The sequence below is a fragment of the Pseudorhodoferax sp. Leaf274 genome, assembly GCF_001422445.1.
Taxonomy (GTDB): Bacteria; Pseudomonadota; Gammaproteobacteria; order Burkholderiales; family Burkholderiaceae_C; genus Pseudorhodoferax.
Map to the genome: position 1 here is coordinate 79,530 of NZ_LMNA01000028.1, position 21,117 is coordinate 100,646.

The 21,117-nt window shown below is 71.4% G+C and carries 18 protein-coding genes and 2 riboswitches; of the genes, 7 read left to right on the forward strand and 11 right to left on the reverse strand.

The genetic code is table 11. The annotated features are described in order from the left end of the window. Positions 1–28: 28 nt before the first annotated feature. From ASF44_RS24250 to ASF44_RS24270, 5 genes are all read left to right on the forward strand, one after another. Positions 29–1,009 (forward strand): zinc-binding alcohol dehydrogenase, encoded by a 981-nt coding sequence (locus tag ASF44_RS24250; protein WP_235579336.1) that lies wholly within the window; start codon positions 29–31, stop codon positions 1,007–1,009. Beyond that, positions 1,006–1,647: a DUF938 domain-containing protein gene (locus ASF44_RS24255; protein ID WP_056901834.1), complete on the forward strand. Its 642-nt coding sequence runs from the start codon at positions 1,006–1,008 to the stop codon at positions 1,645–1,647. Before ASF44_RS24250 ends, ASF44_RS24255 begins: the two co-directional genes overlap by 4 nt. Before the next feature lie 4 nt (positions 1,648–1,651). Then, a complete protein-coding gene (locus ASF44_RS24260) occupies positions 1,652–2,065 on the forward strand; it encodes a 6-carboxytetrahydropterin synthase (RefSeq protein WP_056901835.1) in 414 nt (137 codons plus the stop codon). A gap of 5 nt (positions 2,066–2,070) precedes the next feature. Then, the gene (locus tag ASF44_RS24265) at positions 2,071–3,141 is read left to right on the forward strand and encodes a glycosyltransferase family 4 protein (protein ID WP_056902034.1); all 1,071 of its coding nucleotides are present in this window, start codon (positions 2,071–2,073) and stop codon (positions 3,139–3,141) included. 73 nt (positions 3,142–3,214) lie between these two features. After that, positions 3,215–4,078 (forward strand): class I SAM-dependent methyltransferase, encoded by an 864-nt coding sequence (locus ASF44_RS24270; protein ID WP_056901836.1) that lies wholly within the window; start codon positions 3,215–3,217, stop codon positions 4,076–4,078. Between the two features lie 10 nt (positions 4,079–4,088). Here ASF44_RS24270 and ASF44_RS24275 read toward each other — a convergent pair whose 3' ends face one another. Next, positions 4,089–4,862 carry a RibD family protein gene (locus ASF44_RS24275; protein WP_200930653.1) on the reverse strand — a complete coding sequence of 258 codons (774 nt, stop codon included), beginning with the start codon at positions 4,860–4,862 and terminating at the stop codon, positions 4,089–4,091. 303 nt (positions 4,863–5,165) lie between these two features. Here ASF44_RS24275 and ASF44_RS24280 point away from each other — a divergent pair, with 303 nt between their 5' ends. Further along, entirely contained in the window at positions 5,166–6,479 is a 1,314-nt protein-coding gene (locus ASF44_RS24280) for a DUF4010 domain-containing protein (RefSeq protein WP_235579337.1), read from the forward strand. Here ASF44_RS24280 and ASF44_RS24285 read toward each other — a convergent pair. The 10 genes from ASF44_RS24285 to ASF44_RS24330 form a co-directional block, all read right to left on the reverse strand. Next, entirely contained in the window at positions 6,439–7,698 is a 1,260-nt protein-coding gene (locus ASF44_RS24285) for an MFS transporter (RefSeq protein WP_056901838.1), read from the reverse strand. The genes ASF44_RS24280 and ASF44_RS24285 overlap by 41 nt on opposite strands. 86 nt (positions 7,699–7,784) lie before the next feature. Then, positions 7,785–8,417, reverse strand: coding sequence for an RluA family pseudouridine synthase (locus ASF44_RS24290; RefSeq protein WP_056901839.1), 633 nt, complete (start codon positions 8,415–8,417; stop codon positions 7,785–7,787). Between the two features lie 193 nt (positions 8,418–8,610). Beyond that, entirely contained in the window at positions 8,611–10,695 is a 2,085-nt protein-coding gene (locus ASF44_RS24295; RefSeq protein ID WP_082525015.1) for an ATP-binding protein, read from the reverse strand. A gap of 22 nt (positions 10,696–10,717) precedes the next feature. After that, the gene (gene gcvP, locus ASF44_RS24300; protein WP_056901840.1) at positions 10,718–13,594 is read right to left on the reverse strand and encodes an aminomethyl-transferring glycine dehydrogenase; all 2,877 of its coding nucleotides are present in this window, start codon (positions 13,592–13,594) and stop codon (positions 10,718–10,720) included. Between the two features lie 22 nt (positions 13,595–13,616). Next, positions 13,617–13,985: a glycine cleavage system protein GcvH gene (gene gcvH, locus ASF44_RS24305; RefSeq protein ID WP_056901841.1), complete on the reverse strand. Its 369-nt coding sequence runs from the start codon at positions 13,983–13,985 to the stop codon at positions 13,617–13,619. A 26-nt stretch (positions 13,986–14,011) separates the two neighbouring features. Further along, the gene (gene gcvT, locus ASF44_RS24310; RefSeq protein WP_056901842.1) at positions 14,012–15,136 is read right to left on the reverse strand and encodes a glycine cleavage system aminomethyltransferase GcvT; all 1,125 of its coding nucleotides are present in this window, start codon (positions 15,134–15,136) and stop codon (positions 14,012–14,014) included. Between the two features lie 57 nt (positions 15,137–15,193). After that, a riboswitch (glycine riboswitch) is annotated at positions 15,194–15,293 on the reverse strand. 4 nt (positions 15,294–15,297) lie between these two features. Further along, a riboswitch (glycine riboswitch) is annotated at positions 15,298–15,389 on the reverse strand. 15 nt (positions 15,390–15,404) lie between these two features. Next, the gene (locus tag ASF44_RS24315) at positions 15,405–16,697 is read right to left on the reverse strand and encodes a TRAP transporter large permease (protein WP_056901843.1); all 1,293 of its coding nucleotides are present in this window, start codon (positions 16,695–16,697) and stop codon (positions 15,405–15,407) included. A 58-nt stretch (positions 16,698–16,755) separates the two neighbouring features. Beyond that, complete coding sequence (locus ASF44_RS24320) at positions 16,756–17,268, reverse strand: TRAP transporter small permease (RefSeq protein ID WP_056901844.1); 513 nt, start codon at positions 17,266–17,268, stop codon at positions 16,756–16,758. Between the two features lie 68 nt (positions 17,269–17,336). Next, the gene (locus ASF44_RS24325) at positions 17,337–18,308 is read right to left on the reverse strand and encodes a TRAP transporter substrate-binding protein (protein ID WP_056901845.1); all 972 of its coding nucleotides are present in this window, start codon (positions 18,306–18,308) and stop codon (positions 17,337–17,339) included. 162 nt (positions 18,309–18,470) lie between these two features. Further along, the gene (locus tag ASF44_RS24330; RefSeq protein WP_056901846.1) at positions 18,471–20,168 is read right to left on the reverse strand and encodes an electron transfer flavoprotein-ubiquinone oxidoreductase; all 1,698 of its coding nucleotides are present in this window, start codon (positions 20,166–20,168) and stop codon (positions 18,471–18,473) included. A 164-nt stretch (positions 20,169–20,332) separates the two neighbouring features. On the opposite strand from ASF44_RS24330, the gene ASF44_RS24335 reads away from it, so the two are divergent. Next, positions 20,333–21,115: an SDR family oxidoreductase gene (locus tag ASF44_RS24335; RefSeq protein ID WP_056902037.1), complete on the forward strand. Its 783-nt coding sequence runs from the start codon at positions 20,333–20,335 to the stop codon at positions 21,113–21,115. Positions 21,116–21,117: the final 2 nt, after the last annotated feature.

The window sequence follows — 21,117 nt, forward strand, 5'->3', positions numbered from 1 at the left end:
AAGCATGCCAGCAACGCATTCCCCGAAAGTGTCCAAGGGTTACAGCGCCTGCTGGACCGAAGCGCCCGGCCGCGCCGCGCTGCGCCAGGGTGCGCTGCCCGCGCTGGCCGCCGGCATGCTGCAGGTGCGCGCGCTGCACAGCGCCGTGAGCCGCGGCACCGAGCTGCTGGTGTTCCGCGGCGAGGTGCCGGCCAGCGAGGCCGCGCGCATGCGCGCCCCGTTCCAGGAAGGCGAGTTCCCCGGCCCGGTGAAGTACGGCTACGCCAGCGTCGGCGTGGTCGAGGACGGCCCGGCCGACTGGCTGGGCCGCCAGGTGTTCTGCCTGCACCCGCACCAGACGCGCTACCAGGTGCCCGCCACGGCCGTGCACGCGCTGCCCGAGGGCCTGCCCCCCGCCCGCGCGGTGCTGGCCGCCAACATGGAGACGGCCGTCAACGCGCTATGGGACGCCACGCCGCGCCTGGGCGACCGCATCGCCGTGGTCGGCGGCGGCGTGGTGGGCCTGCTGGTGGCCTGGCTGGCCGCGCGTGTTCCCGGCTGCGCGGTGGAGCTCGTCGATGTGCAGCCCGCGCGCGCGGCCGTGGCCGCGCGGCTGGGCCTGGCCTTCGCGCTGCCTGCGGCGGCACGGCGCGAGGCCGACCTCGTGGTCCATGCCAGTGGCCAGCCGCAGGGCCTGGTCACGGCGCTGGGCCTCGCCGGTTTCGAGGCGACGGTGCTGGAGCTGAGCTGGTACGGCCAGCGTGCCGTGACGCTGCCGCTGGGCGAAGCCTTCCACGCGCAGCGTCTGAGCCTGCGCAGCTCGCAGGTCGGCCATGTCGCCGCGCCCCAGCGCAGCCGCTGGAGCCATGGCCGGCGCATGGCCCTGGCGCTGGACCTGCTGCGCGAGCCCGCGCTCGACGCGCTGCTGACCGACCACGCGCCTTTCGACGCGCTGCCTGCCGTGCTGCAGCGCCTGGCGGGCGGCGCGCCCGACACCCTTTGCCAACGCATCGACTACACCCCACCATGACCATCGCCTCCACCCTGCAGCACCTGGCCCAGCGCAGCCCGGCCAGCGAACGCAACCGCGAACCCATCCTGCAGCGGCTGCTGCAACTGCTGCCGCCGGCCGGCAACGCGCTGGAGGTCGCCAGCGGCACCGGCCAGCACGTGGCCTTCTTCGCGGCGCGCATGCCGCTGTGGATCTGGCAGCCCAGCGACCGCACGGACGAAGCCTTCGCCTCCATCGACGCCTGGTGCGCGCAGGAGGGCGCGGCCAAGGTGCATGGGCCGGTGCTGCTGGACGCCACGGCGCCGCGCTGGCCCGACGACGGCCCGGCCTTCGAGCCCGCCAGCTTCGACCTCGTGCTGTGCGTCAACATGCTGCACATCGCGCCCTGGGCCGCCTGCGCGGGCCTCATGCGCGGCGCGGCGCGCTGCCTGGCGCCCAATGGCCGGCTCGTGACCTACGGGCCGTACACCGAGGCCGATGTGCCCACCGTGCCCAGCAACCTGGCATTCGATGCCGACCTGCGCCAGCGCGACCCCGCCTGGGGCCTGCGCGCGCTGGCCGACGTGGTGGCCGAGGCCGAGGCCGCCGGCCTGCGGCTGGCCGAGCGCCACGCCATGCCTGCCAACAACCTGCTGCTCGTCTTCCAACCGGCCTGAACCCATGTACAGCGTCAACGTCCGCGACCACTTCATGATCGCCCACAGCTTCCGCGGCGAGGCCTTCGGGCCGGCCCAGCGCCTGCACGGTGCCACCTACGTGGTCGATGCCACGTTCCGGCGCCGCGCGCTCGATGCCGACGGCATGGTGGTCGACATCGCGCTGGCCACCTCCGTGCTGCGCGAGGTGCTGGCCGCGTTCAACTTCCGCAACCTCGACGACGAGAGCGCCTTCGCCGGCCAGAACACCACGACCGAGTTCATGGCCCGCGTGGTGTTCGAGCGCATCGCCGCGCGCGCGCTCGCCGGCGAATTGGGGCCGCATGCCCACGGCCTGGAATCGCTGCGCGTACGCCTGCACGAATCGCACGTGGCCTGGGCCGAGTACGAAGGCCCGCTGGCGCCGGCCGCGGCCTGACGGTGGTGGCCATTCCGCGCCGCTGCGTGTTCCTGGTGCCGGGCGATCCGCAGGCCCGCACCGGCGGCACGCTGTACGACCGGCGCATCGCGGGCGGCCTGCGGGCCGGCGGCTGGCAGGTGGACTGGTGTGCGCTGGCCGAGGGCTTCCCCCGGCCCGGTGCCGCCGCGCTGGCGCAGGCCGAGGCGCTGGTGGACGCCCTGCCCGATGGCATGCTGGTGGTGGCCGACGGCTTGGCCTTCGGCGCGCTGCCGGAACTGGCCGAACGCCATGCGGCCCGGCTGCGCTGGGTGGCGCTGGTGCACCATCCGCTGGCACTCGAAAGCGGCCTGTCGCCGCGCGCGCAGGACGTTCTCCAGGCCAGCGAGCGGCGCGCGCTGGCCTGCGCGCGCCAGGTGGTCGTGACCAGCCCTGAGACCGCGCGGGCCCTGGCGCCGTACGCGGTGCCGGCGGCGCGCATCGCCGTGGTCGAGCCGGGCACCGAGCCGGTGCCGCCGGCGCAGGGCAGCCCCGATGGATCGGGCGAATCGGGCGGACTGTCGCTGCTGTGCGTGGCCACCGTCACGCCGCGCAAGGCGCATGCGCTGCTGCTGCAGGCGCTGGCGGGCCTGCGCGACCGGCCCTGGCACCTGCACTGTGTCGGCAGCCTGGCGCGCGATGCGGCCACGGCCGCCGCGGCGCAGGCCCTGGTGCCGGCGCTGGGGCTGGCCGGGCGCGTGACTTGGCACGGCGAGCTGGCGTCCGCGCCGCTGCAGGCGCTGTACCTGCAGGCCGACCTGTTCGTGCTGCCCTCGCTGTACGAAGGCTACGGCATGGCCTTCGCCGAGGCGCTCGCGCATGGATTGCCGGTGCTGGGTTGCGCCGCCGGTGCGGTGCCCGACACGGTGCCGGCCACGGCCGGTGTGCTGGTGCCGCCCGGCGACGGGGACGCGCTGCAGGCCGCGCTGCAGGACTTGCTCGACGACGCGCCGCTGCGCCGGGCGCTGGCCGCGGGCGCGCGCGCGGCGGGCCTGCAACTGCCGCGCTGGGAACAGTCGGCCGCCCGCTTCGCGGCCGTGCTGGAGGCTTGCGCGTGAGCGCCGTGCCGGGCTGCCCCCGACGAGCGCGCTCGCCCTCGGGTGGAGAGCCCGCAGGCCGATGGGGGCACCAATGAGCGGTTTCAGCCCCGGCTGGCTGGCCTTGCGCGAGCCCTTCGACCGCGCTGCACGCGCCGCTGGCGATGCCGCCATGGCCATGCTGCGTCCGCCCGGCCTGCTGCAGGTGCTGGACCTGGGCTGCGGCACCGGCAGCAGCCTGCGCGCGCTGGCGCCTCGCCTCGGCGGCGCGCAGCGCTGGTGCCTGGTGGACCACGACCCGGCGTTGCTCGCCACCGTTCCGCAGGCCGTGCAGGCATGGGCTGGCAGCGAAGGTCTGCGCGTGCAGACGCAAGGCCCGCAGTGGTTGCTGCAGGGCGCCGGCCTGCAGGTCGAATGGGACAGCCGGCAGGCCGACCTGGCCACGGGGCTGGCGGGCCTGCCGTTCCCGCAGGCCGGCCTGGTCACGGCCTCGGCGCTGCTCGACCTGGTGTCCGAGGGCTGGCTGGCCGATCTCGTGGCGCGCTGCCGCGCAGTGGGCGCGGCCGTGTGCTGGGCCTTGAGCGTCGACGGGGGCGTGGACTTCACGCCGGCCGATCCGGCCGACGCGCAGGTGCTGGCGCTGTTCGCCGCGCACCAGCAGCGCGACAAGGGCTTCGGCCCGGCACTGGGCGCTGCGGCGCCCGCGCGGGCAGAGGTGCTGCTGCGCGCGGCCGGCTACCGCACGGTACGGCTGCAGAGCGACTGGCACATCGCCGGAGCCAGCGGTGCGGACGGCCGCGGCATGCTGCGTGCGCTGGTCGACGGCATCGCCACGGCGGCCCTGGAGCAGGGCCCGCACGATGCCGAAGCGGTGCAGGCCTGGCGCGCGCGCCGCCTGGCCCGGCTGGCCGGCACGCGGCTGCGCGTGGGCCACGCCGACCTGGTCGGCACGCTGTAGCCGGCCTGGTTCAGCCGCGCAGGTCCATGTCCCACAGCACGTCGCCGCCCAGGGCGAACGTGCGCGTGGGTGGCCGCAGCGCCTGGGCCATGGCGTCGGCGCGGCGCACCTGCAGGCCGGGCCGGCCGGCGCCGATGACCACGGGCGCGACGATGAGGTGCAGCCGGTCCAGGCAGCCCTGCTGCGCGAACTGCGACACCGTGACGCCGCCGCCCTCGACGAACAGCGTGCGCAGGCCGCGCTCGGCCAGCGCCTGGCGCAGCGCCGGCAGCGGCAGCTGGCCATCGGCGCCGGGCACGAGCGCGATGACCTGCTCAGCGCCCAGCCGCGCCTCGGCCTGCGCCCGGTGGGCGGCGTCGCAGACCAGCAGCGTGGGCGCCGCGCCGTCGCGGAACACGCGCGCATCGGCGCGCACGCGCAGCCGCGGGTCCAGCACCACGCGCACGGGGTTGGGGCCGGCCACGTGGCGCGTGGTCAGCTGCGGGTTGTCCAGGCTCGCCGTGCTGGCGCCCACGACCACCGCGTCGCACAGCGCGCGCAGGCGGTGCAGGTGGGTCAGGCCCTCGGGGCCGTTGACGTAGAACGCGTCACCGCAGTGCGTGGCGATGCAGCCGTCCAGGCTCTGGCCCAGCTGGGCGATGGTCCAGTCGGCGCCCGCGCCCTGGCGGTCCAGCAGGGGCTTGAGCAGCGCGAACAGCTGCATGGCCTCGGCGTCCCAGCCCGGGCGCAGCGCATAGCCGCCCGCCCCGGACCAGCGCAGCGCCGCACCATCGGCCAGCGGCAACCGGCCTTCGCGGCGGCGCTGCGCGAGCGCCAGGCACAGTGGCCACAGGGCATCGATGCCGCACGGCTGGGCGGCGGCCTGCGTTGGTTCGGCTGGCGGTGCGTCGGCGTGCAGCAGGGGAACGGCGCTCAGGGTCTTCTCCCGGGGACAGGCACGCGCCGGACTGGCGCGGGCAGCTGCGGGCCATGCTAGCAGCGCGCGGCAGGGGTCCCTGTAGGCCAGGAGGCCTTCGCCGGGCGTGCGGCCGCGGCGCGCAATGAGTCTTGCAACCGGCGTCTTACACTGGCCCGCGCCATGCCCGACATGTCTTCTCCCTTGCCGGCCGAGAGCTGGCCCTACGTGCAGATCCTCGTGCGGCTGGCGCTGAGCCTGGCCCTGGGCCTGCTGATCGGCCTGGAACGCGAGCGCCGCGGCAAGGAGGCCGGGCTGCGCACCTTCGGCTTCGTCTGCCTGCTGGGCGCGCTGGGCGGCTCGATGGGCACGCCCTTCGCGCTGCTGACGCTGGCGCTGACCGGCATGCTGGCCGTGGTGCTCAACGTGCAGACGCTGCGCGCGGGCCAGGGCGCGGAGCTGACCACCTCGGCCGCGATGCTGGTGACCTGCATGTCGGGCATTCTGTGCGGGCTGGGCCACACCATCTCGCCGGCCGCCGTGATGGTGATCGCCACCGCGCTGCTGGCCTGGAAGGAGCGGCTGGCCGGCCTGTCGATGGGCCTGTCCGAAGGCGAGATGCGCTCGGCGCTGCTGCTGGCCATCCTGGCCATCGTGATCTACCCGGCGCTGCCGACCGGGGCCATCGGGCCCTTCGGCCTGGTGGAGCCGCGCGCGGCCTGGGTCACGGTGATCCTGATCGCGGGCATCGGCTTCGTGAACTACATCCTCTGGAAGATGTACGGCACGCGCGGAGCCGAACTCTCGGGTTTCCTCGGCGGGCTCGTCAACAGCAACTTCACGGTGATCGAGATGGCCTCGCGCGTGCGCCAGTCGGCCGGTGCGCTGCAGGGCACGGCCTTCCGCGGCATCCTTTTGGCCACCGCGGCCATGCTGCTGCGCAATGCCGCGCTGCTGGCCATCCTGGCGCCGCTGGCGCTGCTGGGCTCGCTGGGCGCGTTCGGTCTCATGCTGCTGTGCTGCCTGGTGCTGGTGCTGGCCAGCCTGCGCGGGCGCCGCGGTGCGCTGCCCGCGCCCGCACCGGCCATCACGCTGGACCTGCCGTTCTCGCTGCCGCAGGCGCTCAAGTACGGCGTGGTGTTCCTGTTGCTGCACGTGGTGGGCGCGCTCACGCAGCGCCAGTTCGGCGATGCAGGCTTTTATTTCGTGAGCGTGGTCGGCGGGCTGATGTCCAGCGCCAGCGCGGTGGCGGCTGCCGCCACGCTGGCCGCGCAGGGCAGCCTGGCACCGGGCGTGGCCGGCACCGGCGCGGTGCTGGCCTCGTTCACGAGCATGGCGTTCAGCCTGTCGTTCGTGCTGCGCACGCGCGAACGCGGGCTCATCCTGCGCCTCGGCGCGGCCATGCTCGGCGTGGCTGCCGCCGGCCTGGCGGGCCTGCTGCTGGCGCGCCGGATCGAACCCCTGCTCACGCAGTGGCTGCCGGCGCTGGGCCGGCTGCATTCCTAGGCGCCTGGCCGGGCGGCGGCCGGGCTCCGAACGCGAACACGATCTGCGTGATGCCGGCGGCCAGCCCCATCGCCGCCGCGACCTGCCAGGCCAGCTGGTAGTTGCCCAGCAGGTCGTAGACCAGGCCGCCGCCGAAGGCGCCCAGGAAGCTGCCGAGCTGGTGGCTGCAGAAGGCCACGCCGGCCAGCATGGCCTGCCAGCGCAGGCCGAAGGTGTCGGCGATCCAGCCCGAGACCAGCGGCGCCACGCCCAGCCACAGGAAGCCCATGACCGAGGCGAACACCAGCGTGCTCTGCACCGTGGGCAGGGTGTGGAAGTACCAGACCACGACGAAGGAGCGCAGCACGTAGATCAGGCCCAGCAGCACCTGCTTGGGCCAGCGCCCGCCGGCCCAGCCGAAGAACAGGCTGCCCAGCACGTTGAAGCCGCCGATCAGGCCCAGCGCCTGCGCGCCGAGCATGGGGTCCATGCCGCACAGGTCCAGGTAGGCCGGCAGGTGGGTGGTCAGGAACACCAGCTGCATGCCGCAGACGAAGTAGGCCAGTGCCATCACGACGAAGGGCCGGTGCGCCAGCGCCATGCGCAGCGCGCTGCCGGCGCCTTGCTGCACGCCGCCGGCCGGCGGCACCGGCGCGGGCAGGCGGTCGACCCGGCCGGCCCACCAGGCGGCCGGCAGCATGGCCAGCGCCAGCACCGCGAAGGCCACCACGCCCATGCGCCAGCCCGATTGCTGGCTGATGGCCTGGCCCAGCGGCGCCGCGACCAGGGCACCCAGGGAGCCGGCCGCAGAGACCATGCCCAGCACGCTGCTGCGCAGCAGCGGCGGCACGGCGCGCGCGGCCACCGCCATGGCCAGCGCGCTGCCGGTGCAGGCCATGGCCGCGCCGATCAGGATGCCGGCGCCCAGCAGCACGCCCAGGAAGCCCTGGGCCATGGCCAGCAGCACCAGGCCCAGCAGGTACAGCACCGCACCGCCCAGCAGCAGCGGCCGGTAGCCGATCCGCACGGCCAGCGCGCCCGCGAACGGCTGGAAGAAGCCCCAGGCCAGGTTCTGCACCGAGATGGCGATGGTGAAGTCCGACACCGAGATGCCGATGTCGCGCGTCAGCGGCGGCATGAACAGGCCCAGGCTCTGGCGCAGCCCCATGGCCAGGCTCAGCAGCAGCGAGGCGCCGACGAGGATCGGAAGGACGGGGCGCGCGTCGGTCCAGCGGGACATCGCTTGTCTCTGGTCGTGGGGAGCGGGCAAGCATAGTCCTGCGGGCGCCCTGCGGCGCGCACGGCTGTCGCCTGCGCGTCTGGGTATCAAAACGGCGCCGGACTGCCGAACTCCAGGGTGCGGCCATCGGTCGGGTGCTGCAGCTGCAGGCAGCACGCATGCAGCAGCAGCCGTGGCGCACGCGCCTGCACCGCTGCGCCGGCGTAGAGCGGATCGCCCAGGATGGCGTGGCCCTGCGCCGCCAGGTGCAGCCTCAGCTGGTGCGAGCGGCCCGTGACCGGCTCCAGCGCCAGCCGGCTGCGCTGGCCATCGCACGCCAGCAGCTGCCAGCGCGTGCGGCTGGGCTTGCCGGCCGCGGGGTCGACGATGGACAAGGGCCGGCGCGGCCAGTCCAGGCGGATCGGCAGGTCGATGGTGCCCCAGCCATCGGGGCCGGGCGGCAGGTCCCACGCGCCGTCCACCACGGCTTCGTAGCGCTTGCCGATGCGGCGCTGCTCGAAGGCCATGGACAGCGCACGCTGGGCCTGCGGCCCGCGGCCCATGAGCACCAGGCCCGAGGTGGCCATGTCGAGCCGGTGCACGACCAGCGCGTCGGGGTAGGGGGCCTGCGCGCGCGCGGCCAGGCAGTCCTGCTTGTCGGGCCCGCGCCCCGGCACGCAGAGCATCCCCGCCGGCTTGACGAGCACCAGCAGCGCCTCGTCGACGTACAAGACCTGCATGTCGATGGACTACCGCGCGGCAGCCCACCCGCCGAGCACGACGCCGGCCCGCAGGCCGCGGGACCGAAGGTCGCGGAGCAGGCCGTGCGCGTGCGCCCGCGGGACGGGCTTCACCGGACCGCTGGGTGCGCCGCTGCGGGGGGATGCAATGGCGACGCGCAGTGCGCCATTCCAACGGGGCGTTTCCATCCCTTCAAGCGCTTTCCTGCAGCAGCCGCTGCACGGTGGCGCACAGCTCCTGCACGTCGTTGGGCTTGTGGATCAGCGCGCGCGCGCCCTCGGCCATGGCCTCGCGCTCGATCTCGGCCGTGACGTAGCCCGAGGCCAGCGCCACCGGCAGGTCGGCGCGGATGCCACGCGCCTCGCGCACCAGGTCCACGCCGCAATAGCCGGGCATGTTGTAGTCGGTCACGACCAGGTCGTAGCCCTGGGGTTCGGCACGCAGTGCATCGGCCGCGGCATGCGGATCGGTGAACCCGCTGACGCGAAAGCCGCGCCGGCGCAGCAGGCGCTCGACCAGGAACACGAGGGCCTGGTCGTCGTCCACGTACATCACGTGCTGGCCGGCACCCTGCACGCTGGCCGGCGGGGGCGGCGCGCTGGCGGCGGTCTCGGCCGCCTCGCTGGTGGCGGGGAAGTACAGCATGAAGTGGCTGCCGCGGCCGGGCTCGCTGTGAACATCCACCGCGCCGCCATTGCTGCGCATCACGCCGTGCACCACGGCCAGGCCCAGGCCCGTGCCCTGGCCGACTTCCTTGGTGGTGAAGAAGGGCTCGAAGATGCGCTCGCGCGTGGCCGGGTCCATGCCCGGGCCGTTGTCGCGCACGCTGAGCCGTGCGTAGTGGCCCGGCGCCAGCCCCAGCCGCGCGCAGCGCGCGGGCGAGGGCGCCTCGCTCTGCAGCTCGATCCAGACCGTGCCGCGCGCCTCGGCCGTCGCCTGGATCGCCTGGATGGCGTTCGTGCACAGGTTCAGCACGGCCTGCTCGACCTGCGTGGGATCGGCCAGCACCGCGGGCACCCCGGGATGCACGCGCAGCTGCAGTTCCACCTGCGGCGGCAGCGTCACGCGCAGCAGGCGCTCGGTCTCGCTGCCGACTTCGGCCAGGTCGATGGGCACGCGGCGCGGCGCCTCGTTGCGGCTGAAGGTCAGGATCTGGCGCACGAGGTCGCGTGCGCGCCGGCCGGCCTTCTCGATCTCGCGCAGGCTTTCCTGGGCGGTGGCGTTCAGGGCGCTGTCTTCCTTGGCCAGTTCCACGTTGCCCAGGATGGCGTGCAGGATGTTGTTGAAGTCGTGCGCGATGCCGCCGGCCATGGTGCCCACGGCCTGCATCTTCTGCGACTCGCGCAGCTGCGCCTCCAGCGCGCTGCGCTGCGCCTCCTCGCGCTTGCGCGCGGTGAGGTCGCGCGCGAACACGGTGGTGGTGTCGCCGAAGGCCATGCTGACCTCGACCGGCACGGCGGCGCCGAGCGCGGTGCGGGCCTGCATCTCGGTGGCCGGCAGCTCGGTGGAGATCTGGTGCATCGCCAGCACCTCGGCCGCGTCCGGGAAGAAGCGCTCCAGCGGGCTGCCCAGCGCGTCGGCCGGCGGGCACTGGAACAGCGCGGCGGCCGTGGGGTTGAACACCGTGATGCGGCGCTCGCGGTCGACGCAGACGATGGCATCCAGCGAGGAGTTGATGATGTCGGCCAGCCGCGCCTCGCTCAGGCGCAGCTGCTCGTTGCGCTGCTGGAGCTCGGCGCCGCTTTGCAGCAGCGCGCGGCGCTCGGCGAGCAGGGGGCCCTGGTCGATCACGGCGCAGATGAAATGCGCCACCGGCTCGTGCGCGTTGTCCAGCCGCGCGATGTGCAGGTCGCCGGTGATGGCGCCGTCCTCGCCGATCTGGAACACGACCTCCTTGGCCTCGGCATGGCCCTCCGTGCGGGCCTGCGCGAAGGCGGCCTGCACGGCATCGGCGCTGCCGGCGCTCACGAAGGGCATCAGGAAGTTGAGCGGCCGGTCGCGCTCCGTCGGCTGGAACGAGCGCTGCGCCATCGAGTTGCTCTGCACCACGAGGTCGTGCTCGTCGACCACCATGAGCGCCAGCGGCACGCTGGAGAACAGCGTCTCGAAGCGCTCGGACGCGGCCTCGGCCATGGACTGGCTGTAGCGCAGGACCTTGTTCTGGCTCTCCAGCTCGGCCTGGTAGGTGCGCAGGTCGCGGATCAGCTGGGGCAGCTGGTAGCTCTCGATGGTGGGTTCGGCCGGGGCCCCGGCCAGGGGGTGGGCGGGGGTGTTCATCGCGCGCCGCCCGCCGCCCTCGTCAGGCGTAGGCGTCCACCGGCACGCAGCTGCAGAACAGGTTGCGGTCGCCGTAGACGTTGTCCACGCGGGCCACCGGCGGCCAGTACTTGGCCAGGGCCTGGCCCGGCCGGGCGACGGCACCGAGCTCGCGCGCATACGGGCGCGGCCAGTCGGCCTGCAGCAGCGTGGCGGCGGTGTGGGGAGCGTTCTTGAGCGGGTTGTCGTCGCTGGGCCATGTTCCGTTCTCGACCTGCCGTATCTCGGCGCGGATGGCGATCATCGCATCGATGAAACGGTCCAGTTCGTACAGGGTCTCGCTCTCGGTGGGCTCCACCATCAGCGTGCCGGCCACCGGGAAGGACAGCGTGGGCGCGTGGAAGCCGTAGTCGATCAGGCGCTTGGCCACGTCCTCGGCCGTCACGCCGCTGGACTTGGTGATGGGGCGCAGATCCAGGATGCACTCGTGCGCCACGTGGCCGTTGGCCGAGGCATACAGCGTGGGGAAGTGATCGCGCAGCCGCGCGCTGACGTAGTTGGCCGACAGGATCGCGGTCTCGGTGGCCTGCGTGAGGCCGGCGGCGCCCATCATGCGGATGTACATCCAGCTGATCGGCAGCACGGCCGCATTGCCCAGCGGCGCAGCCGAGACGGCGCCCACGCCGGCATGTTCCAGGCCCGCGGCGTCGTGGCCGGGCAGGTAGGGCACGAGGTCCTCGACCACGCAGACCGGGCCGACGCCGGGGCCGCCGCCGCCGTGCGGGATGCAGAAGGTCTTGTGCAGGTTCAGGTGGCTCACGTCGCCGCCGAACTCGCCCGGCGCGGCCACGCCGACCAGCGCGTTCATGTTGGCGCCGTCCACGTAGACGCGGCCGCCGTGCCGGTGCACCAGCGCGCACAACTCCTTGACCTGGGTCTCGAACACGCCGTGCGTGCTGGGGTAGGTGATCATCACGCAGGCCAGGCGGTCGGCGTGCTTCTCGCACTTGGCGGCCAGGTCGGCCAGGTCCACGTTGCCCTGGCTGTCGCAGGCCGTCACGACCACCGTGAGGCCCACCATCTGCGCGCTGGCCGGGTTGGTGCCGTGCGCCGAGGAGGGGATCAGGCAGATGTCGCGCTGGCCCTGGCCGCGCGCCTTGTGCCAGGCGCGGATGGCCAGGAGGCCCGCGTACTCGCCCTGCGAGCCGGCGTTGGGCTGCAGGCTGATGCCGGCGTATCCGGTGGCCTGGGACAGCCAGTCGCACAGCTGGCGGTTCAGCGTGGCATAGCCCTGCAGCTGGTCGGCGGGCGCGAAGGGATGGATCTCGGCGAAGCCCGGCCAGGTGATGGGGATCATCTCGCTGGTGGCGTTGAGCTTCATGGTGCAGCTGCCCAGCGGGATCATGCTGCGGTCCAGTGCGAGGTCCTTGTCCGACAGCGCGCGGATGTAGCGCAGCATGCCGGTCTCGCTGTGGTGGGTGTTGAACACCGGGTGCGTGAGGAAGGGCGTGCTGCGGCGCAGCGCGGCCGGGATGCGGTCGGGCGCGCCGGCTTCGAGCGCGGCGAAGGCGGGCACCTTGGCCGGGTCGTCGGCGAACCAGGTCCACAGCGAGACGACGTCCTCGCGCGTGGTGGTCTCGTCCAGCGCCACGCCCAGGCGGTCGGCCGCCAGCTGGCGCAGGTTGGCCTGGCCGCGCTGGGCGCGGTCGAGGATGGCGGAAGTCTGCTCGGCCGTGCGCACGGCCAGCGTGTCGAAGCCGGCGCCGTGCACGGGCGCGAAGCCCATCTGCTCCAGCCCGCGGGCCAGGATGGCGGCCAGGCGTGCCGTGCGCTGGGCGATGCGTGTCAGGCCTTGCGGCCCGTGGTAGACCGCGTACATGCTGGCGACGACGGCCGGCAGCACCTGGGCCGTGCAGATGTTGGAGGTGGCCTTCTCGCGCCGGATGTGCTGCTCGCGCGTCTGCAGCGCGAGGCGGTAGGCGGGGCGGCCCTCCACGTCGACGCTGACGCCCACGAGGCGGCCCGGCAACGAGCGCTTGAACGCGTCGCGGCAGGCCATGTAGGCCGCGTGCGGGCCGCCGTTGCCCATGGGCATGCCGAAGCGTTGCGTGGTGCCGACCACGATGTCGGCGCCCCAACTGCCGGGCGCTGCCAGCAGCGTGAGCGCCAGCAGGTCGGCCGCCACGCACAGCGCAGCGTCCTGCGCGTGCAGCGCGTCGGCCAGGCCCTGCACCTCGGGCAGCGCGCCGTCGGTGCCCGGGTACTGCAGCAGCAGGCCGAAGCCGGCCTGCGTGCGCAGTTCGGCCAGCGGCGCGACCACGACGGCGATGCCCAGCGGCTCGGCGCGCGTGCGCACCACCTCGATGGTCTGCGGATGGCAGTCGTCCGCGACCAGGAACACGTTGCTCTTGCTCTTGACGCTGCGCCGGGCCAGCGTCATGGCCTCGGCCGCGGCCGTGGCCTCGTCCAGCATGGAGGCGTTGGCAATGTCCATGCCGGTGAGGTCGGTCACCATGGTCTGGAAGTTGACCAGCGCCTCCATGCGGCCCTGGCTGATCTCGGCCTGGTAGGGCGTGTAGGCCGTGTACCAGGCGGGGTTCTCCAGGATGTTGCGCAGCACCACGCCCGGCGTCAGCGTGCCGTGGTATCCCTGGCCGATGTAGCTCTTGAACACGCGGTTCTGCGCGGCGATGGCGCGCAGCTCGGCCAGCGCGGCGGCTTCACTGGTGGCCGGCGGCAGCTGCATGGGCGTGGCCCGCGCGATGCTGGCCGGCACGATGCCTGCCACGAGTTCCTGGCGCGAGGCGGCTTCGACCACGGCCAGCATGCGGGCCTCGTCGTCCGGCGTGATGCCGATGTGGCGGGCGATGAACTCGGACGGGTTCTCGAGTTCGGAAAGAGAAGGCGTGGTCTCGGCCATGGCGCGCAGGATCCGGTGTCAGTCAGCTGTTGGCGGCGAACGCGTTGTAGGCCGTTTCGTCGAGCAGGGCGTCCAGTTGGCTGGCGTCCGAGAGCTTGACCTTGAAGAACCAGCCGGCGCCCAGAGGATCGCTGTTGGCCAGGGCCGGGTCGGCGCGCAGGGCTTCGTTGACCTCGGTGATCTCGCCGTCGACCGGCATGTAGACGTCGGCCGCGGCCTTGACGGATTCGACGACGCCGGCAACGTCCTTGTGCGCCAGGGTCTTGCCGACTTCGGGCAGGTCGACGAACACCACATCGCCCAGCGCGTCCTGCGCATGCACGGTGATGCCGACGGTGGCGGTGTCGCCCTCGACCTTCAGCCATTCGTGGTCTTCGGTGTACTTGATCATGGGTTGTCCTTGGGTTGGGAAAAGGTTCAGCCGCGGTGGTAGCGCGGCGGGATGAAGGGCAGGGCGACCACTTCCATGGGCACGGCCTTGCCGCGCACGATGGCGTGCACCCTGGTGCCAGGCGCAGCAAATTCCGTGCGCACGTAGGCCATGGCGATGGGTTTGTCGACGCCGGGGGCGAGCAGGCCGCTGGTCACTTCGCCGATGGCCTGGCCGTCGGCCGACTGCAGGGTGGTGTGCTCGCGCACGGGCACGCGCTCCAGCGCGACCAGGCCCACGCGCTTGCGTTCGACGGGCGCGCTGCCGTCCAGCTGCGCCAGCACCTTGCTGGCGCCCGGGAAGCCGCCCGCGCGCGCGCCGCCGGTGCGGCGCACCTTCTGCATGGCCCAGTTCAGCTGGGCTTGCACCGGCGTGGTGGTGGTGTCGATGTCGTTGCCGTACAGGCACAGGCCGGCTTCCAGCCGCAGCGAGTTGCGCGCGCCCAGGCCGATCGGCAGCACCTCGGGCTGGCCCAGCAGCGCGCGGGCCAGGGCCTCGGCCTTGGCGCCGGGCACCGAGATCTCGAAGCCGTCCTCGCCCGTGTAGCCGCTGCGCGTGATGTACAGCGCGGCGCCGTCCCAGTCGAAGGCGCCGCCGGTCATGAACACCAGCCTGTCGACGCCGGGCACCACGCGGGCCAGCGCGTCCACCGCCTTGGGGCCTTGCAGCGCGAGCAGGCCGTGGTCCGGCATGGGCACCACCGCGCAGCGTTGGCCGATGCGGGCCTGGATGAACGCGATGTCTGCCACCTTGCAGGCGCCGTTGACGATCACGAACAGGTGGTCGCCGCGGTTCACGAACATCAGGTCGTCCAGGATGCCGCCGTCGTCCGCCAGCAGCAGGCCGTAGCGCTGCCTGTCGATACCGAGGCCGAGCACGTCGACCGGTACCAGCGTCTCGAATGCGGCTGCCGCATCGGGCCCTTCCAGGCGCAGCTGGCCCATGTGCGAGACATCGAACAGGCCGGCGGATGCGCGCACCTGCAGGTGTTCGGCCATCAGGCCCTTGGGGTACTGCACCGGCATGCTGTAGCCGGCGAAGGGCACCATGCGCGCGCCCAGTTCGAGGTGCAGGGCGTGCAGCGGCGTGTGCAGCAAGGTGTCGGTGGACATGGCGGTCTTCCCGGAGGCAGAAACACGGCATGGCGCTCCCCAAAAGGAAACGCCACGGGCTGCCTCGCTGTCCGCTTTACCTGAGAGATTCGCCGCTTGCGCGGGTTGCCCCTTCGGTGGACCCGCTCGGGGCGGGCCTCTCTCCAGTGAGGAAGGTCGGATGACCTGGGTCAGTCTTTTTGCCTGAGCGTTCGGGTGGTGTCCTGCGCCGTCGGCGGCCCTTGCGAAAAAGGCTCTCTCCTGACCGGCGGCGAGTATAGCCGTGGGTCTACTTGAATCCCCACAGGTGCGGCAGCCAGGTCGACAGCGCCGGCACGAAGGTCAGCAGCACCAGCACCGCGCCATGCGCCCACAGGAAGGGCACGAGCTCGCGCACCAGCGGCCCCATGGGCACCTTGGACACGTTGGCCGTGACGAACAGCAGCCCGCCCACGGGCGGCGTGATCATGCCCAGCGTGAGGTTGACGATCACCACCATGGCGAAGTGCACGGGGTCGATGCCCAGCTTGAGCGCCACCGGCGCCAGGATGGGCACCAGCACCATCACGCCCGGCAGCGGCTCGATGAAGATGCCGAACAGCAGCAGGAAGATGTTCACGAAGACCAGGAACATCCAGGGCGACAGGTTCATGCTGATCAGCCACTCGGCCAGTTGCTGCGGGATGCCCTCGATGGTCAGCACCCAGGCGAACGAGGCCGACAGCCCGATGATGATCAGCACCGAGGCCGACAGCAGGGCCGAGCGCGACAGGATGTCGGGCAGCGCCTTCCACTGCAGCGTGCGGTAGACGAACTTGCCGCAGACCAGCGCGTAGAACACCGCCACCACCGAGGCCTCGGTGGGTGTGAACCAGCCGGCGCGCATGCCGCCCAGGATCACCACCGGCAGCAGGATGGCCGGCAGGGCCCGCCAGGTGGTGCGCAGGATCTCGGCCAGCGGGGGCAGCTGGCCGTCGCCCTTGTAGTTGCGTTGCTTGGAGACCCGGTAGTTCACCACGCACATGGCCACCGCGATCAGGATGCCCGGGACGATGCCGGCCACGAACAGCGCGCCGACCGAGACGCTCTCGTCCTGCAGCGCGTAGATGATCATCGTGATCGACGGCGGGATGATGGGTCCGACGATGGCCGTGGCGGCCGTCAGCGCGGCGGCGTACGAGCGGTCGTAGCCGGCCTTGTCCATCATGCGGATCAGCATCGAGCCGGGGCCGGCGGCGTCGGCCAGCGCCGAACCCGAGATACCCGAGAAGAAGGTCAGCGAGACCACGTTGGTGTAGCCCAGCCCGCCGCGCTTGTGGCCCACGAACTGGCCGGCGAAGCGCAGCAGCACCTCGGTCAGCGAGCCGCCGCTCATGAGCTCGGCCGCCAGGATGAAGAAGGGCACGGCCATCAGCGGAAAGCTGTCCATGCCCGTGAAGGTCTCCTTGAGCAGCACCATCAACGGATAGTTCTCCGCGAGGATCAGCGTGGCGGCCGTGGCCAGGCCGAGCGCGAAGGCCACGGGCACGCCGATGGCCAGGAAGATGCAGGCCGAGACGATGAGGACGAAAGAAGCGCTCATTGGAAAACCTCCGCGTTACGCGCTGCGGTGCGAGCGCCTTCGGGCGGCCAGGCGGCGCTCATAGCGATGCACTCGCGGTGGCGTCGAAATGCTCGTCGGCGGCGAAGCGCCGCTCCAGCACGTAGCCGCGCACGATCAGCAGGAAGTGCACGATCAGCAGCACCCCGCCGATGGCCATGGCGCTGTAGACGTAGGCGAACGGGATCTGCGTGACGGGCGTGAGCTGGAACATGGTGCGCTCCATGTAGAGCCAGCCATACCAGACCATGAAGCCGAAGAAGCCGAACAGCAGCGCGGCGACGACGGCGCGCAGCGCGATGCCGGCGGCGCGCGGCAGCGTGTCCTGCAGGTTCTCCACGGCGATGTGGCCGCCGTAGCGCAGCACCGGGCCGGCGCCCAGGAAGGTCAGCCAGATCATCATGTGCCGCGCCACCTCCTCGGCCCATTCGAGCGAGGAGTCGGTCAGGTAGCGCAGCGCCACGTTGGTGAAGATGATCACCGACATGGCCGCCAGCAGCAGGATCAGCGCCCAGCGGTTGGCGGCGAGGAAGTAGCGTTCGAAGGTCTGCATGGGCGTCGGGTGGATTCGCAAGCGACAACGCCCGGGCGGGCCCGGGCGCGTGGAGGGGCGTCAGCGCCTCACTTCATGTCGGCGATCTTCTTGATGTTGTCGGCGCCGAATTCCTTGGCGTAGCCCACATAGGCGGGCTTGAGCGCCTCGCGGAAGGCGTTGCCGTCGACGGTCTTGGTGACCTTCATGCCGTCTTTCTCGAGCTGGGCGATGCCGTTGCTCTCGTCCTCGTTGACCTTCTTGCGCTGTGCGATCGAGGCCTTGTGCGCGGCTTCGGTGAAGACCTTCTTGTCGGCGTCCGACAGCTTGTTCCAGACCCTGGGCGAGAGCAGCAGCAGGGCCGGCGAGTAGACATGGCCGGTGAGCGAGAGGTGCTTTTGCACCTGGGCGAACTTGGCCGACAGGATCACGGGGATGGGGTTTTCCTGGCCGTCCACGGTGCCCTGCTGCAGCGCGCCGAACAGCTCGGGGAAGGCCATCGGCGTGGGCAGGATGCCGAAGGTGCGGTAGCCATCCATGTGCACCTTGTTCTCCATGGTGCGCATCTTCAGGCCCTTGGCGTCCTCGGGCTTGACGATGTCGCGCTTGCTGTTGGTCATGTGGCGAAAGCCGTTCTCGGTCCAGCCCAGCGCGATCAGGCCCTTGCTCGGGAACTTGGCCAGGATGTCCTGGCCGATCGGGCCGTCCATGACCTTGCGCGCGTGGTCGTAGTCGCGGAACAGGAACGGGATGTCGACGATCTTGACCTCGGGCACGAAGTTGCCGACCGGGCCGGTGGAGGTGTTGACCAGGTCCTGCGTGCCGATCTGCACGGCCTCGATCTGCTCGCGCTCGCCGCCCAGGGCCGAGTTCGGGAACTGCTGGCACTTGTAGCGGCCGGCCGTGCCCTTCTCGACCTCTTCGCAAAAGACCGTGGAGCCCACGCCATAGTGCGAGGTCGGCGCCGTGGCATAGCCGATCTTGAGCACGGTCTGGGCGAAGGCCGGGGCGGCGAGGGTGGAGGCGGCGGCCACTGCAACGGCCAGTCTTGAAAAGCGCATGGTTGTCTCCTGCATGAAACCGGTCTCAGGGCGGGCCGAAAAAAAGCGGCCATTGATTGCTCAATGGCCGCTTGGTTCGGTCCGCAGTGCGCGCGGATTATTTCCGGGTTTGCTGCAGGGCAGCATCCGGGTTTTCGCGGGGTTCAGGCCCTGCCTGCGCCCTCACATGCCCGCGTAGTTCGGTCCGCCGCCGCCCTCGGGCGTGACCCAGACGATGTTCTGTGTCGGGTCCTTGATGTCGCAGGTCTTGCAGTGCACGCAGTTCTGCGCGTTGATCTGCAGCTTGTCGGCGCCGGCATCGGTCTTGACGAACTCGTACACGCCGGCCGGGCAGTAGCGGGCCTCGGGGCCGGCGTACTTGGCCAGGTTGATCTGCACCGGCACGCTCGGATCCTTGAGCGTCAGGTGCGCCGGCTGGTGCTCGTTGTGGTTGGTGTTGCTCACGAACACGCTGGACAGCTTGTCGAACGTGAGCTTGCCATCGGGCTTGGGATAGACGATGGGCTTGCATTCGGACGCCGGCTTGAGCATGGCGTGGTCGGGCTGGGTGCGGTGCAGCGTCCACGGCATCTTGCCCTTGAGCACGAACTGTTCGAAGCCGTTCATGACGGTGGCCACCGTCAGGCCCTTCTTGAACCAGTTCTTGAAGTTGCGGTCCTTGTTGAGCTCGGTGTAGAGCCAGCTCTTCTCGAACGCCTCGGGGTAGGCGCTCAGTTCGTCGTGCTGGCGCCCGGCCTGCACGGCGTCGTACGCGGCCTCGGCGGCCAGCATGCCGGTCTTGATGGCGGCGTGGCTGCCCTTGATGCGGCCCACGTTAAGGTAGCCGGCCTCGCAGCCGATCAGCGCGCCGCCCGGGAACACGGTCTTGGGCAGCGACAGCAGGCCGCTGGCGTTGATGGCGCGCGCGCCATAGGCCAGGCGCTTGCCGTGCTGGATGCCCTTGGCCTCGTTGCCTTCCAGGTACCAGCGGATGTTCGGGTGCGTCTTCCAGCGCTGGAATTCCTCGAACGGGCTCAGGTAGGGGTTGCTGTAGCCCAGGCCCGTGATGAAGCCCAGGGCCACCTGGTTGTTGTCCAGGTGGTAGAGGAAGGCGCCGCCGTAGGTGTTGTTGTCCAGCGGCCAGCCGGCGCTGTGCAGCACCAGGCCGGGCTGGTGGCGTGCGGGATCGATCTCCCAGAGTTCCTTGACGCCCAGGCCGAAGCTCGGTGGGTCGCGGCCTTCGTCGAGCTTGAAGCGCGCGATCAGCTGGCGACCCAGGTGGCCGCGCGCGCCTTCGGCGAACACGGTGTACTTGCCATGCAGCTCCATGCCGATCTGGAACTCGTCGGTCGGCTCGCCGTCCTTGCCCACGCCCAGGTTGCCGGTGGCCACGCCCTTGACGGAGCCGTCGTCGTTGTAGAGCACCTCGGCCGCGGCGAAGCCCGGGAAGATCTCCACGCCCAGCGCCTCGGCCTGCTCGGCCAGCCACTTGACCACGAAGCCCAGGCGCACGATGTAGTTGCCGTGGTTCTGGAAGCACTCGGGCAGCAGGAAGTTGGGCGTGCGCACGCCGGACTTCTCGCCCAGGAACATGAAGGCGTCGTCGGTGACTGGCTGGGTCAGCGGCGCGCCCTTTTCCTTCCAGTCGGGGATGAGCTCGGTCAGCGCGCGCGGGTCCATGATGGCGCCCGACAGGATGTGGGCGCCGGGCTCGGAACCCTTCTCGAGCACCACGACCGAGATGTCGTTGCCCTTCTGCGTCGCCAGTTGCTTCAGGCGGATCGCCGTGGCCAGGCCGCCGGGGCCGCCGCCGACGACCACCACGTCGTACTCCATGGCTTCGCGCGGGCCGTACTGGGCCAGGATTTCTTCGTTCGTCATGTGGGCTGTCTCGTTCGTGGAAAGGGCATCCGGCGCGGCGCTGGCACGGGCCGTCCGCGCGCGGGAAAACCCGGGGATTCTATGCACAGCCCCGCGTGCGGCCTTCCACCTTGGCGACAGTCACAATGGGCCGCATCGAAGCGACACCACCCAGCGAGGCATCCATGCCATACACCATCGATCTGTCGGGCCGCGTGGCCCTGGTCACCGGCGCATCCAGCGGGCTCGGCATGCAGTTCGCGCAGGTGCTGGCCCGCGCCGGCGCGGCGGTTGTGCTGGCCAGCCGGCGGATGGAGCGGCTCAAGCGCTTGCGTGCGCGCATCGAGGGCGAGGGCGGCGATGCGCATGTGGTCGAGCTCGACGTGACCGACCTGCACTCCATCCGTTCGGCCGTGGCGCATGCGGAGACCGAGGTCGGCTCCATCGACATCCTGGTCAACAACTCGGGTGTCAGCACCATGCAGCGGCTGCAGGACGTGCAGGAGGACGACTACGACGAGATGTTCGACACCAACGTGAAGGGTGCGTTCTTCGTCGCGCAGGAGGTCGGCAAGCGCATGCTGGCCAGGGCGCGCGGCGACGCGCCGGGCAGCTGGACGGGCGGGCGCATCATCAACGTGGCCTCGATGGCGGGCATCAAGGCGATGCCGCAGATCGGCGTGTACAGCATGACCAAGGCGGCCGTGGTGCATATGACACGCGCCATGGCGCAGGAGTGGGGCCGCTTCGGCATCAACGTGAACGCGCTGTGTCCGGGCTACATCGACACCGAACTGAACCACGCGCACTGGCAGACCGAGCAGGGCAGGAAGCTGGTGCAGGCGCTGCCCCGCAAGCGCGTGGGCAAGCCTGAGGACCTGGACGCGCTGATCGTGCTGCTGGCCAGCGACCAGAGCCATTTCGTCAACGGCGCCGTGATCGCGGCCGACGACGGATTCGCCGCTTGACG